At 46.2% G+C, this 13,838-nt stretch carries 13 protein-coding genes; all 13 read left to right on the forward strand.

The features are described from left to right. The first annotated feature begins 85 nt into the window (after positions 1-85). Complete coding sequence (ylyA, locus tag NSQ09_RS14265) at positions 86-460, forward strand: sporulation-related RNA polymerase-binding protein YlyA (protein ID WP_017694833.1); 375 nt, start codon at positions 86-88, stop codon at positions 458-460. 102 nt (positions 461-562) lie between these two features. After that, entirely contained in the window at positions 563-1,027 is a 465-nt protein-coding gene (lspA, locus tag NSQ09_RS14270) for a signal peptidase II (RefSeq protein ID WP_003245047.1), read from the forward strand. A gap of 1 nt (position 1,028) precedes the next feature. Next, positions 1,029-1,940, forward strand: coding sequence for an RluA family pseudouridine synthase (locus tag NSQ09_RS14275; RefSeq protein ID WP_024572186.1), 912 nt, complete (start codon positions 1,029-1,031; stop codon positions 1,938-1,940). 182 nt (positions 1,941-2,122) lie between these two features. Then, the gene (gene pyrR / locus NSQ09_RS14280) at positions 2,123-2,668 is read left to right on the forward strand and encodes a bifunctional pyrimidine operon transcriptional regulator/uracil phosphoribosyltransferase (RefSeq protein ID WP_003232127.1); all 546 of its coding nucleotides are present in this window, start codon (positions 2,123-2,125) and stop codon (positions 2,666-2,668) included. A gap of 173 nt (positions 2,669-2,841) precedes the next feature. Continuing rightward, a complete protein-coding gene (gene pyrP / locus NSQ09_RS14285) occupies positions 2,842-4,149 on the forward strand; it encodes a uracil permease PyrP (protein ID WP_015483210.1) in 1,308 nt (435 codons plus the stop codon). A gap of 145 nt (positions 4,150-4,294) precedes the next feature. After that, the gene (locus NSQ09_RS14290; RefSeq protein WP_257986613.1) at positions 4,295-5,209 is read left to right on the forward strand and encodes an aspartate carbamoyltransferase catalytic subunit; all 915 of its coding nucleotides are present in this window, start codon (positions 4,295-4,297) and stop codon (positions 5,207-5,209) included. Further along, positions 5,193-6,479 carry a dihydroorotase gene (locus NSQ09_RS14295; protein ID WP_017694837.1) on the forward strand — a complete coding sequence of 429 codons (1,287 nt, stop codon included), beginning with the start codon at positions 5,193-5,195 and terminating at the stop codon, positions 6,477-6,479. Before NSQ09_RS14290 ends, NSQ09_RS14295 begins: the two co-directional genes overlap by 17 nt. Then, entirely contained in the window at positions 6,476-7,570 is a 1,095-nt protein-coding gene (locus NSQ09_RS14300; protein ID WP_003232115.1) for a carbamoyl phosphate synthase small subunit, read from the forward strand. The genes NSQ09_RS14295 and NSQ09_RS14300 overlap by 4 nt, the downstream gene beginning before the upstream one ends. Beyond that, entirely contained in the window at positions 7,555-10,770 is a 3,216-nt protein-coding gene (gene carB, locus NSQ09_RS14305) for a carbamoyl-phosphate synthase (glutamine-hydrolyzing) large subunit (RefSeq protein ID WP_341031774.1), read from the forward strand. Before NSQ09_RS14300 ends, carB begins: the two co-directional genes overlap by 16 nt. Then, positions 10,767-11,537: a dihydroorotate oxidase B electron transfer subunit gene (gene pyrK, locus NSQ09_RS14310; protein WP_041335909.1), complete on the forward strand. Its 771-nt coding sequence runs from the start codon at positions 10,767-10,769 to the stop codon at positions 11,535-11,537. The genes carB and pyrK overlap by 4 nt, the downstream gene beginning before the upstream one ends. Beyond that, entirely contained in the window at positions 11,537-12,472 is a 936-nt protein-coding gene (locus tag NSQ09_RS14315) for a dihydroorotate dehydrogenase (protein WP_017694840.1), read from the forward strand. The genes pyrK and NSQ09_RS14315 overlap by 1 nt, the downstream gene beginning before the upstream one ends. Next, on the forward strand, positions 12,441-13,160 hold the full coding sequence (gene pyrF / locus NSQ09_RS14320) for an orotidine-5'-phosphate decarboxylase (protein ID WP_003232107.1): 720 nt from the start codon (positions 12,441-12,443) through the stop codon (positions 13,158-13,160). Before NSQ09_RS14315 ends, pyrF begins: the two co-directional genes overlap by 32 nt. Next, entirely contained in the window at positions 13,157-13,789 is a 633-nt protein-coding gene (gene pyrE / locus NSQ09_RS14325; RefSeq protein ID WP_015715860.1) for an orotate phosphoribosyltransferase, read from the forward strand. The genes pyrF and pyrE overlap by 4 nt, the downstream gene beginning before the upstream one ends. Positions 13,790-13,838: the final 49 nt, after the last annotated feature.

Raw genomic sequence — 13,838 nt, forward strand, 5'->3', positions numbered from 1 at the left:
AACGACAGGAAAAATCTTATGGGCTTTAGATCATCATTCACAGGCAACAATAAAGATACTACGTTAAGAGCAGGAGTTGTGAAGAATGAATGATCAACTGACCGCAATTTATACGGAACTTCTTCTGATGAAAGAAGAATTACAGTCGAGATTATTTGAGTATTCTTGCTTTCAGGTTTCTATAAGCCCGCAAGCAGCAATCAATCAAAAACAAAAAGCAACTCTGATCTATCATATTAAAGAAGAACTTCAAGACGTTCTCCTTGCATTGTCCAAAATCGAAAACGGCACATTCGGATACTGTGAAGAAACCGGGGCTCCCATTCCTCTTGCAAAACTGGCAGTGCTGCCGACGGCCCGAACAGCAAACGATTTTCTTTATTCTGTCCAATTTGAGAAAAAAACGCTTCCGATATGGAAATCAACGGATATCGAATATGGTCAGGCACTGTATGAATAACAGTGTCTGGCCGGTTAATATGCCTGATATTTCTTTACTCCAGTGCTTTTTATTGATAAAATGCATAATGGATTAAAGTAACCGTAAACTGGAGGAACGTTTGTGCTGTATTATATGATTGCACTACTTATTATTGCAGCCGATCAATTGACAAAATGGCTAGTTGTTAAGAACATGGAACTTGGCCAAAGCATTCCGATCATTGATCAGGTATTCTATATCACCTCCCATCGCAATACGGGTGCTGCATGGGGGATATTAGCGGGTCAGATGTGGTTTTTCTACCTCATAACAACCGCTGTTATTATTGGTATTGTTTATTACATACAGCGTTATACAAAAGGACAAAGGCTTCTTGGCGTTGCCCTCGGACTTATGCTTGGCGGTGCCATCGGCAACTTTATCGATCGGGCTGTCAGACAGGAAGTTGTGGATTTTATCCATGTTATTATTGTCAATTACAATTACCCGATATTTAACATCGCGGACTCTTCACTATGTGTCGGCGTAATGCTTTTATTTATACAAATGCTGTTGGACAGCGGGAAAAAGAAAAAGGAGCAATAGCATGAATCAAATTGATATAACCGCTTCAGAAGAACAAAAAAGTGAGCGGATTGATAAATTTTTGGCATCGACTGAGAATGATTGGTCAAGAACCCAGGTTCAGCAATGGGTAAAAGACGGACAGGTTGTCGTGAACGGAAGCGCAGTGAAAGCGAATTATAAAATTCAGCCGGGTGATCAGGTGACCGTCACTGTACCCGAACCGGAAGCGCTCGACGTCCTGGCAGAGCCTATGGACCTTGATATTTATTATGAAGATCAGGATGTGCTGGTCGTCAACAAACCTCGCGGAATGGTTGTACACCCAGCACCAGGTCATCTTACGGGCACACTTGTAAACGGCCTTATGGCTCATTGCACAGACCTTTCCGGAATAAATGGCGTGATGCGTCCGGGGATTGTTCACAGAATCGATAAGGACACGTCCGGCTTATTAATGGTGGCGAAAAATGATATGGCGCACGAGTCACTTGTAAACCAATTGGTCAACAAAACGGTCACGCGGAAATATACGGCCGTTGTCCACGGGCTTATTTCTCACGATGACGGCACAATTGATGCGCCGATCGGACGAGATAAGAAAGACCGTCAAAGCATGACTGTGACACGTGATGGCAAAAACGCTGTCACTCATTTTCATGTACTTGAGCGTTTTCAGGATTTTACGTTAGTGGAATGCCAGCTTGAAACAGGAAGAACCCATCAAATTCGTGTTCATATGAAATATATCGGATTCCCATTAGCAGGCGATCCGAAATACGGCCCAAGAAAAACAATCGCCTTTAATGGCCAAGCGCTTCACGCGGGAGTTTTAGGTTTTGACCATCCACGAACAGGAGAATATGTCGAATTTGAAGCGCCGCTTCCTGAGGATATGGCAGAATTAATCGAAAACCTCAGAAAAAACGGTTGACAGCGTGTTTCTTTTCTGAAATAATAAACGAAGCTGAATAGATTCTTTAAAACAGTCCAGAGAGGCTGAGAAGGATAACGGATAGACGGGATGCGTGTATAGGCGCGCACCTTGTCCTAAAACCCCTCTATGCTCTGGCAGAAGGGGTTTTTTCTTCTATATGAACTGTGAGGTGTCACACATTGAATCAAAAAGCTGTCATTCTCGACGAACAGGCAATCAGACGGGCGCTGACCAGGATTGCTCACGAAATGATCGAACGGAATAAAGGAATGAATAACTGCATTCTTGTCGGCATTAAGACAAGAGGGATTTACCTGGCAAAACGCCTTGCGGAACGCATTGAACAGATTGAGGGAAATCCTGTTACAGTCGGTGAAATTGATATTACTCTTTACAGAGACGATCTTTCTAAAAAAACGAGCAATGATGAACCGCTTGTAAAAGGTGCAGATATTCCGGTAGATATCACAGATCAAAAAGTCATTCTCGTTGATGATGTTCTGTATACCGGAAGAACAGTCAGAGCAGGAATGGATGCGCTTGTTGATGTAGGCAGACCTTCCTCCATACAGCTTGCAGTGCTTGTGGACAGAGGACACCGGGAGCTGCCGATCCGAGCGGATTATATCGGGAAAAACATCCCGACATCAAAGTCTGAAAAGGTTATGGTTCAGCTTGATGAGGTAGACCAAAACGATCTCGTCGCCATTTATGAAAACGAATAATAGATCACCTTTTTAAGGGCAATCCAGAGAGGTTGCAAAGAGGTGCACAACAAAGGCCCAAAAAGCATTCGGCAGGTCTTTGTATGCCTCTTTGCGTAAAAAAGCAAAGAGGTTTTTTTATACAGTCATTGAGTCATCCTAAAATGAAAGTCAACAATCAGGGGGAAATCATCATGAGTAAGAAAAAAGTAAATTTAGGGGTCAGGGATGTCCCGACACCTTTCTCTTGGGTTTCATTCAGCCTTCAGCATTTGTTTGCCATGTTTGGCTCAACCATTTTGGTTCCGAAGCTCGTCGGAATGAGTCCTGCTGTGGCGTTGGTGACAAGCGGCATCGGAACACTGGCGTACCTTCTTATTACGAAAGGGCAAATTCCGGCGTATCTCGGTTCGTCCTTCGCCTTTATTTCTCCGATCATTCTGGTAAAAGCGACCGGCGGGCCGGGAGCGGCAATGGTTGGGGCGTTTCTTGCAGGGCTGGTGTACGGGCTGATTGCCTTATTGATTAGGCAGCTTGGAACAGGATGGCTGATGAAGATTCTCCCGCCTGTAGTCGTAGGGCCTGTTATTATCGTCATCGGGCTGGGACTGGCAAGCACTGCGGTAAACATGGCGATGTATGCTGATCCAAACGCGAGTGAGTTGGTCTACAGCTTAAAGCACTTTAGTGTCGCAGGAGTTACGCTGGCAATCACGATTATTTGTGCGATTTTCTTACGAGGATTTTTAAGCCTGATTCCGGTTCTGATCGGAATCATCGGCGGATACTTGTTCGCCCTTACTCAAGGGATTGTCAACTTCCAGCCGGTGCTTGACGCGAAATGGTTTGCAGTGCCTGAATTTATCATTCCGTTCAAAGATTATTCACCGTCAGTTACACTCGGCATCGCAGCCGCAATGGTTCCTGTCGCATTTGTCACAATGTCAGAGCATATCGGCCACCAAATGGTGCTGAGCAAGGTTGTCGGACAAGACTTCATTAAAAAGCCGGGACTGCATCGCTCCATTATGGGTGACAGCGTGGCGACAATTCTTGCTTCTCTGATCGGCGGCCCTCCGACAACGACTTACGGAGAAAACATTGGCGTGCTGGCCATCACAAGAGTATTCAGCGTCTTTGTCATCGGAGGAGCGGCAGTGATTGCCTGTTGCTTCGGCTTTATCGGCAAAATTTCAGCGCTGATCAGTTCAGTGCCGTCAGCGGTCATGGGAGGCGTCTCCTTCCTGCTGTTCGGAATCATTGCTTCAAGCGGCCTGAGAATGCTGATTGACAACAAAATTGATTATGAAAACAACAGAAACCTCATTATTACATCAGTAATCCTTGTCATCGGTGTAGGAGGCGCTTTTATCCAAGTATCTCAAGGCGGATTCCAAGTGTCAGGAATGGCGCTTGCCGCAATTGTCGGTGTCATCTTAAACCTGATTCTTCCGCAGGCGAAGGAAGAGCAGGCAGACACATCTGAACAACATCATATCTAAAACCTTTTAATGAAAGTCCAGAGAGGCTTGGAAGGGTTATGAAGAGAAGGAAGCTTCAATGCTGCCCTCTATTTAACCATACCCCGAGTCTATCTTAGACCGGGGTTTTTTTTCAGCCTTAAGTTGAAAAGAGAGGGGAAAGAACATGAAGCATTTAACGACGATGAGTGAACTCAGCACTGAGGAAATCAAAGATTTGCTTCAAACAGCACAAGAGCTCAAAAGCGGAAAAACAGACAATCAGCTTACAGGAAAGTTTGCCGCAAACCTATTTTTCGAACCGAGCACGAGAACGCGGTTCAGCTTTGAGGTCGCAGAAAAAAAGCTGGGCATGAATGTGCTAAACCTTGATGGAACAAGCACAAGCGTGCAAAAAGGCGAAACCTTATATGACACGATCCGGACGCTCGAATCAATCGGTGTGGACGTCTGCGTCATCAGGCACAGTGAGGATGAGTATTATGAAGAGCTTGTCAGCCAGGTGAACATTCCGATTCTGAATGCGGGAGACGGATGCGGCCAGCATCCAACACAATCACTGCTTGATTTAATGACGATTTATGAAGAGTTCAATTCGTTCAAAGGGCTTACCGTCTCCATTCACGGTGACATCAAGCATAGCAGAGTGGCAAGGTCAAATGCGGAAGTGTTGACAAGATTGGGTGCCCGGGTCCTATTTTCCGGCCCTTCGGAATGGCAGGATGAAGAAAATACATTCGGCACTTATGTCTCAATGGATGAAGCAGTTGAGTCTTCCGATGTTGTCATGCTGCTGCGCATTCAAAATGAACGACATCAATCCGCTGTCAGCCAGGAAGGCTATTTAAACAAATACGGCTTGACCGTAGAACGGGCTGAGCGTATGAAGCGGCATGCGATCATCATGCATCCTGCTCCGGTAAACAGAGGAGTGGAGATTGATGACAGCTTAGTAGAAAGCGAAAAATCAAGAATCTTCAAGCAAATGCAAAATGGCGTATTTATCAGAATGGCAGTGATACAGCGTGCCTTACAAACCAATGTGAAAAGAGGAGAAGCAGCGTATGTCATATCTCATTAAAAACGGCTGGATACTAAACGAAAATGGTGAAAAAACACAAGCGGATATCCGAGTGACTGGAGAAACCATCACCGCAATCGGCAAGCTTGATGCAACGGATAATGAAACGGTAATTGATGCGAAAGGTTTGCTCGTTTCACCTGGGTTTGTTGATCTCCACGTGCATTTCAGAGAGCCTGGCGGAGAGAAAAAAGAAACAATTGAAACCGGGGCCAAAGCGGCGGCACGCGGCGGCTATACTACAGTAGCAGCAATGCCGAATACGCGGCCGGTTCCTGATACAAAGGAGCAGATGGAATGGCTGCAAAACAGAATTAAAGAAACATCATGCGTCAGAGTTCTTCCATATGCATCCATTACGATCAGACAAATCGGCGATGAAATGACAAACTTTGAAGCGTTAAAAGAAGCCGGGGCATTTGCTTTTACAGATGACGGCGTTGGTATACAGACAGCAGGAATGATGTATGAAGCGATGAAACGGGCAGCCGCAATTGACAAAGCGATTGTTGCACATTGCGAGGACAACTCCTTAATTTACGGAGGAAGCGTACATGAGGGGACATTCTCCAAAGCGAACGGGCTAAACGGCATTCCTTCTGTGTGTGAATCGGTTCATATTGCTCGCGATGTGCTGCTGGCTGAAGCGGCAAACTGCCACTATCATGTATGCCATATCAGCACGAAAGAATCTGTCAGAGTTGTACGCGATGCGAAAAAAGCGGGAATCAGAGTGACAGCAGAAGTGTCGCCGCATCATTTGCTGCTTTGTGATGAGGACATCCCGGGGCTGGACACAAACTATAAAATGAATCCTCCGCTCCGCAGCGCAGAAGACAGAGCTGCTTTAATTGAAGGTCTTTTAGACGGAACAATTGATTTTATCGCAACAGACCATGCACCGCATACGGAAGAAGAGAAAAACACAGAAATGAAACTGGCGCCATTCGGAATTGTCGGCTTAGAAACAGCATTCCCGCTTCTTTACACACACTTTGTCAAAAATGGCAGCTGGTCGCTGAAGCAGCTGATTGACTACATGACAATCAAGCCATGCGAAGCGTTCGGTCTCCCATATGGAACATTACAAACGGGGCAAGCTGCGGACATTACGTTAATCGATTTAGAAAAAGAAGCAGTTATAGACAAAGAGACATTTTTATCAAAAGGAAAAAATACACCATTCAACGGCATCAGCTGCATCGGCTGGCCGGTCGCTACAATTGCGGCAGGGAAGCTTGCTTATGAAGAGGGGAGACTTGTCAAATGAAGAGACGATTAGTACTGGAAAACGGAGCGGTATTCGAGGGAGAAGCCTTCGGAAGCTTAGAACACAACATGGGAGAAGTCGTTTTTAATACCGGGATGACAGGCTATCAGGAAATTTTATCTGATCCTTCTTACTGCGGACAGATCGTAACATTAACATACCCGCTTATCGGAAATTACGGCATTAACCGTGATGATTTTGAATCCATTACCCCTTTTGTGAAAGGGCTGATCATCAAAGAATTATGTGAGCTGCCTTCCAACTGGCGTTCAGCATACACCTTAGACGAGTATTTAAAAATGAAAAACATTCCCGGACTCCAGGGGATTGATACAAGGAAGCTGACAAGAATGATCCGCACGGCAGGCGCGCTAAAAGGAACATTCGCTTCATCTGATGAAGATATCGAAGCAGTGCTGAAAAGACTGAACGAAACGGAATTGCCAAGAAATCAAGTATCCCAAGTATCAGCAAAAACAGCATATCCGAGCCCGGGAAGAGGCAAACGCATCGTCTTGGTTGACTTCGGCATGAAACACGGGATTCTAAGAGAGCTGAACAAACGGAAATGTGACGTCATCGTTGTGCCTTACAACATTACAGCGGAAGAGGTGCTTCAGCTGAAACCGGACGGTATCATGCTTTCTAACGGACCTGGAGACCCGAAGGATGTGCCTGAAGCGATTGAAATGATTAAAGGTGTTCTTGGAAAAGTGCCATTATTCGGAATATGTCTCGGCCACCAATTATTCGCGCTGGCGTGCGGGGCGAATACTGAAAAAATGAAATTCGGCCACAGGGGCTCAAACCACCCGGTAAAAGAGCTGGCTACAGGAAAAGTTGCCTTAACATCTCAAAACCATGGATATACAGTTTCGTCTATCAGTAAAACAGAACTGGAAGTGACGCATATCGCAATTAACGACGATACGATTGAAGGGCTGAAGCATAAAACATTGCCGGCATTTACGGTTCAATATCATCCCGAAGCCTCACCTGGTCCTGAGGATGCCAATCATCTATTTGACAGATTCATCGAAATGATCGAAACAACAGAGAAAGAAGGGGAAGCGGTATGCCAAAACGCGTAGACATTAACAAAATTTTAGTAATCGGATCTGGACCGATCATCATCGGCCAAGCAGCAGAATTTGACTATGCGGGAACACAAGCCTGTCTTGCTTTGAAAGAAGAAGGCTATGAAGTCATCCTTGTCAACTCAAACCCTGCCACGATCATGACAGATACAGAAATGGCTGACCGGGTTTATATCGAACCGCTCACACCTGAATTCCTGACACGAATCATCAGAAAAGAGCGCCCGGATGCTATTCTTCCTACACTCGGAGGCCAAACCGGTTTGAATCTTGCGGTTGAGCTTTCTGAAAGAGGTGTTCTGGCAGAATGCGGCGTCGAAGTGCTTGGCACAAAACTGTCTGCGATTCAGCAAGCTGAAGACCGTGACTTGTTCAGAACATTAATGAATGAACTGAACGAACCGGTGCCTGAAAGTGAGATTATCCACTCCCTTGAAGAAGCAGAAAAATTCGTCAGTCAAATTGGATTCCCTGTCATTGTCCGCCCGGCATATACATTAGGCGGAACAGGCGGAGGCATCTGCTCGAATGAGACAGAGTTAAAAGAAATCGTTGAGAACGGCTTGAAATTAAGCCCGGTACACCAATGTCTGCTTGAAAAAAGCATCGCCGGCTATAAAGAAATCGAGTATGAAGTCATGAGAGACAGCCAGGATCACGCCATTGTCGTTTGTAACATGGAAAACATTGATCCAGTTGGAATCCATACTGGAGACAGTATTGTTGTCGCGCCGAGCCAAACGCTCAGCGATCGCGAATATCAGCTCTTGCGGAATGTATCGTTAAAACTGATTCGCGCGCTTGGGATCGAAGGCGGATGTAACGTCCAGCTCGCCTTAGATCCAGACAGCTTCCAATATTACATTATTGAAGTAAATCCGCGTGTCAGCCGTTCATCTGCCCTTGCATCAAAAGCAACGGGGTACCCGATTGCAAAGCTCGCTGCTAAAATTGCAGTCGGACTTTCATTAGATGAAATGATGAACCCGGTGACAGGAAAAACATATGCAGCATTTGAACCTGCTCTTGACTATGTCGTATCCAAAATTCCGCGCTGGCCGTTTGATAAGTTTGAATCAGCAAACAGAAAGCTCGGCACGCAAATGAAAGCGACAGGTGAGGTCATGGCGATCGGCCGCACGCTTGAAGAGTCATTGCTGAAGGCTGTGCGTTCACTGGAAGCGGATGTGTATCATCTTGAATTGAAGGATGCCGCTGACATTTCAGATGAACTTCTTGAAAAGCGAATTAAAAAGGCTGGTGATGAACGCTTATTCTACTTAGCTGAAGCGTATAGAAGAGGCTACACGGTAGAAGACCTCCATGAATTTTCCGCTATCGATGTCTTCTTCTTGCATAAGCTGTTCGGAATCGTACAGTTTGAAAAAGAATTGAAGGCGAATACGGGCGATACAGATGTGCTGAGACGGGCAAAAGAACTCGGCTTCTCTGATCAGTACATCAGCCGCGAGTGGAAAATGAAAGAATCCGAGCTTTACAGCTTGAGAAAACAAGCGGGGATTGCGCCGGTATTCAAAATGGTAGATACATGTGCGGCGGAATTTGAGTCAGAAACGCCATACTTCTATAGCACATATGAAGAAGAAAATGAATCTGTCGTTACAGATAAGAAAAGTGTGATGGTGCTTGGTTCGGGTCCGATTCGAATCGGTCAGGGTGTCGAGTTCGACTATGCGACGGTTCACTCTGTATGGGCAATTAAACAAGCAGGCTATGAAGCCATTATTGTCAATAACAACCCGGAAACCGTTTCAACAGACTTCAGCATCTCAGACAAGCTGTATTTTGAACCGCTTACGATTGAAGATGTTATGCACATCATTGACCTCGAACAGCCAATGGGCGTTGTTTTACAATTTGGCGGACAAACTGCGATTAACCTTGCTGACGAGCTTTCTGCACGCGGAGTGAAAATCCTTGGAACTTCATTAGAAGATTTAGACCGTGCGGAAGACCGGGATAAATTTGAACAAGCGCTTGGAGAACTTGGTGTTCCTCAGCCGCTTGGCAAAACAGCGACATCAGTTGATCAGGCGGTAAGCATCGCAAGTGATATCGGTTATCCGGTACTGGTGCGTCCTTCCTATGTACTTGGCGGCCGGGCGATGGAGATTGTGTACCATGAAGAAGAGCTGCTTCATTACATGAAAAATGCAGTCAAAATCAATCCGCAGCACCCTGTATTAATTGATAGATACTTGACTGGAAAAGAAATTGAAGTCGATGCAGTATCCGACGGTGAAACAGTCGTCATTCCGGGAATTATGGAGCACATTGAACGTGCGGGCGTTCACTCCGGAGACTCAATCGCTGTTTATCCGCCTCAGTCTCTCACAGAGGACATTAAGAAAAAAATTGAACAATACACGATCACATTGGCTAAAGGGCTGAATATTGTCGGTTTGCTCAATATTCAATTCGTCCTGTCGCAAGGCGAGGTGTACGTGCTAGAAGTGAATCCGAGATCAAGCAGAACCGTACCGTTTTTAAGCAAAATTACGGGTATCCCGATGGCGAATCTCGCAACAAAAATCATTCTTGGTCAAAAGCTGGCTGCGTTTGGCTATACAGAGGGCCTTCAGCCTGAACAGCAAGGTGTATTTGTAAAAGCGCCGGTCTTCTCCTTTGCCAAGCTGAGAAGAGTGGACATTACGTTAGGGCCTGAAATGAAATCAACAGGTGAAGTCATGGGGAAAGATTCGACACTTGAAAAGGCGCTCTACAAAGCCTTGATCGCTTCAGGTATTCAAATCCCGAACTACGGTTCCGTGCTTTTAACAGTAGCTGATAAGGACAAAGAAGAAGGGCTTGCCATTGCTAAGCGGTTCCACGCGATCGGCTACAACATTTTAGCGACGGAAGGAACGGCAGGCTACCTGAAAGAAGCTTCCATTCCAGCGAAGGTCGTCGGAAAAATCGGTCAGGATGGCCCGAACTTGCTTGATGTCATCAGAAACGGAGAAGCGCAGTTTGTCATCAATACGCTGACAAAAGGAAAGCAGCCGGCAAGAGACGGTTTTAGAATCAGACGTGAATCAGTAGAAAATGGTGTTGCCTGCCTAACATCTTTAGATACGGCAGAGGCGATATTGCGAGTGCTGGAAAGCATGACATTCCGTGCTGATCAAATGCCGGCAGTCAACACAAATCAGGAGGCGGCAGTCACTTTATGAAAAAAACGTATTTGACAGTATGTTCCAACCAGCAAATTGCAGACCGGGTGTATCAAATGGTTCTGAAAGGGGAGCTTGTCCAAGGGTTTACAACCCCGGGACAGTTCCTTCATCTTAAAGTGAGCGAAGCGGTTACGCCTCTTTTGAGAAGGCCGATCAGCATCGCAGACGTCAACTTTGAAAAAAATGAAGTCACCATCATTTATCGGGTAGATGGGGAAGGGACAAGACTCTTGTCACTGAAGCAGCAGGGAGAACTTGTGGATGTCCTCGGGCCTTTGGGAAATGGCTTTCCTGTTAATGAAGTTCAACCCGGGAAGACGGCTTTGCTGGTAGGAGGCGGAGTAGGTGTGCCGCCTCTCCAAGAGCTGTCGAAACGCTTGAATGAAAAAGGGGTTAATGTCATCCACGTTTTAGGATTCCAATCGGCAAAGGATGTTTTTTACGAGGAAGAATGCCGGCAGTACGGAGACACGTATGTGGCAACAGCTGACGGAAGCTACGGGGAAACCGGATTTGTCACAGATGTGATTAAACGGAAAAATCTAGAGTTTGATATCCTCCTCAGCTGCGGGCCGACACCGATGCTCAAGGCGTTAAAACAGGAATATGCCCATAAAGAAGTATATCTGTCCATGGAGGAACGAATGGGCTGCGGAATCGGCGCATGCTTCGCGTGTGTGTGCCATACAAACGAAAGTGAGACATCCTATGTAAAAGTATGTCTCGACGGGCCTGTATTTAAAGCTCAGGAGGTGGCGCTGTAATGCTAGAGGTGAAATTGCCGGGACTTGATTTAAAAAATCCAATCATTCCTGCATCAGGCTGCTTCGGGTTTGGAAAAGAATTTTCACGTTTTTATGATTTGTCTTGTCTTGGAGCTATCATGATTAAGGCTACGACAAAGGAGCCGCGCTTCGGGAATCCGACGCCGCGGGTAGCTGAAACTGGTGCTGGAATGCTCAATGCGATCGGTCTCCAAAATCCGGGGCTGGATAGCGTGTTGCATCATGAGCTGCCGTGGCTTGAGCAGTTTGATACGCCGATCATTGCCAATGTCGCAGGTTCTCAAGTCGAGGATTATGTTGAAGTCGCAGAGCATATCAGCAAAGCGCCTAATGTTCATGCTCTTGAATTGAATATTTCCTGCCCGAATGTGAAAACAGGCGGAATCGCTTTTGGCACGAATCCTGAGATGGCTGCCGATTTGACAAAAGCGGTGAAAGAGGTTTCGGATGTACCCGTTTATGTGAAGCTTTCTCCGAACGTGGCTAATATCACAGAAATTGCCTTAGCGATCGAGGAAGCGGGAGCGGACGGTCTTACGATGATCAACACATTAATCGGCATGAGACTCGATTTAAAAACCGGCAAACCGATATTAGCGAATAAAACAGGGGGACTTTCAGGCCCTGCTGTGAAGCCGGTTGCCATTCGCATGGTGTATGAAGTCAGCCAGGCGGTCAACATCCCGATTATCGGAATGGGAGGCGTGCAAACGGCTGAAGATGCCCTGGAATTTCTTCTCGCGGGAGCAAGCGCAGTCGCTGTCGGAACAGCAAACTTTGTGAATCCTTTTGCATGTCCAGAGATTATTGAACAGCTCCCATCTGTTTTGCGCCAATACGGCTATCAATCAATTGAAGAATGCATCGGAAGGAGCTGGAATCATGAAAAACAACCTGCCCATCATCGCGCTTGATTTTGCGTCAGCTGAAGAAACACTTGCGTTCTTAGCGCCTTTTCAGCAAGAACCATTATTTGTAAAGGTTGGAATGGAGCTTTTTTATCAAGAAGGGCCATCGATCGTGAAACAATTAAAAGAAAGAAACTGCGAGCTGTTTTTAGATCTCAAGCTTCATGACATCCCGACCACTGTAAACAAAGCGATGAAGCGCCTTGCCAGTCTCGGCGTAGACCTCGTCAATGTTCATGCTGCCGGGGGCAAAAAAATGATGCAGGCAGCTCTCGAAGGCTTAGAAGAAGGTACGCCGGCTGGAAAAAAACGTCCGTCACTTATCGCGGTAACCCAGCTGACAAGCACATCTGAACAAATCATGAAAGATGAACTGCTGATCGAAAAGTCTCTGATTGATACGGTTGTGCACTACAGCAAACAGGCGGAAGAAAGCGGACTGGATGGAGTGGTCTGCTCTGTTCATGAAGCAAAAGCCATTTACCAAGCGGTGTCGCCTTCATTTCTGACTGTCACTCCGGGGATCAGAATGTCAGAGGACGCTGCGAATGACCAAGTCCGCGTAGCGACGCCTGCCATTGCAAGAGAGAAAGGTTCATCAGCGATTGTAGTAGGACGCTCGATTACAAAAGCGGAAGACCCGGTAAAAGCCTATAAGGCTGTCAGACTTGAATGGGAGGGAATCAAATCTTGAAACAAATCATCGCAAAACATCTATTAGACATCCAAGCTGTATTTTTACGCCCGAACGAGCCGTTCACATGGGCAAGCGGCATTTTATCACCGATCTACTGTGACAACCGCCTTACGCTATCTTTCCCAGAGGTCAGAAACGATGTTGCTTCAGGTATCAGCAAGCTTGTCAAAGAGCATTTTCCTGAAGCTGAAATGATTGCGGGAACAGCAACTGCCGGTATTCCTCATGCTGCTCTTGCGGCTGACCGTTTGAATCTTCCGATGTGTTATGTGAGGAGCAAGCCGAAGGCGCACGGCAAAGGCAATCAGATTGAGGGAGCTGTGCAAGAAGGGCAAAAAACAGTCGTCATTGAAGACTTAATCTCCACAGGAGGCAGCGTGCTTGAAGCTTGTGCAGCTTTACAAGCGGCCGGCTGTGAAGTGCTTGGTGTCGTCTCAATCTTTACGTACGGACTTCCTAAAGCGGAGGAAGCCTTCGCAAAGGCAGAACTGCCATACTACTCATTAACTGATTATGATACGCTCACAGAGGTCGCGCTTGAAAACGGAAATATTCATTCAGATGATCTAAAAAAGCTGCAAACATGGAAGCGAAATCCCGAGTCAAAAGATTGGTTTAAAAAATAAAAAATAAATTCAAATGATGTAAAGAGGCTTCAAAGCCTTGCTGTACTTG

Origin of the sequence: Bacillus sp. FSL W8-1202 (assembly GCF_038006165.1) — a bacterium.
In the GTDB taxonomy this organism is placed as follows: domain Bacteria; phylum Bacillota; class Bacilli; order Bacillales; family Bacillaceae; genus Bacillus; species Bacillus subtilis.

What these genes read in the sequence shown, in the direction of transcription:
- ylyA (WP_017694833.1), top strand. Translation starts at nt 86, where the DNA reads ATGAATGATCAACTGACCGCAATTTATACGGAACTTCTTCTGATGAAA.
- NSQ09_RS14275 (WP_024572186.1), top strand. Translation starts at nt 1,029, where the DNA reads ATGAATCAAATTGATATAACCGCTTCAGAAGAACAAAAAAGTGAGCGG.
- pyrP (WP_015483210.1), top strand. Translation starts at nt 2,842, where the DNA reads ATGAGTAAGAAAAAAGTAAATTTAGGGGTCAGGGATGTCCCGACACCT.
- NSQ09_RS14290 (WP_257986613.1), top strand. Translation starts at nt 4,295, where the DNA reads ATGAAGCATTTAACGACGATGAGTGAACTCAGCACTGAGGAAATCAAA.
- NSQ09_RS14295 (WP_017694837.1), top strand. Translation starts at nt 5,193, where the DNA reads ATGTCATATCTCATTAAAAACGGCTGGATACTAAACGAAAATGGTGAA.
- NSQ09_RS14300 (WP_003232115.1), top strand. Translation starts at nt 6,476, where the DNA reads ATGAAGAGACGATTAGTACTGGAAAACGGAGCGGTATTCGAGGGAGAA.
- carB (WP_341031774.1), top strand. Translation starts at nt 7,555, where the DNA reads ATGCCAAAACGCGTAGACATTAACAAAATTTTAGTAATCGGATCTGGA.
- pyrK (WP_041335909.1), top strand. Translation starts at nt 10,767, where the DNA reads ATGAAAAAAACGTATTTGACAGTATGTTCCAACCAGCAAATTGCAGAC.
- NSQ09_RS14315 (WP_017694840.1), top strand. Translation starts at nt 11,537, where the DNA reads ATGCTAGAGGTGAAATTGCCGGGACTTGATTTAAAAAATCCAATCATT.
- pyrF (WP_003232107.1), top strand. Translation starts at nt 12,441, where the DNA reads ATGAAAAACAACCTGCCCATCATCGCGCTTGATTTTGCGTCAGCTGAA.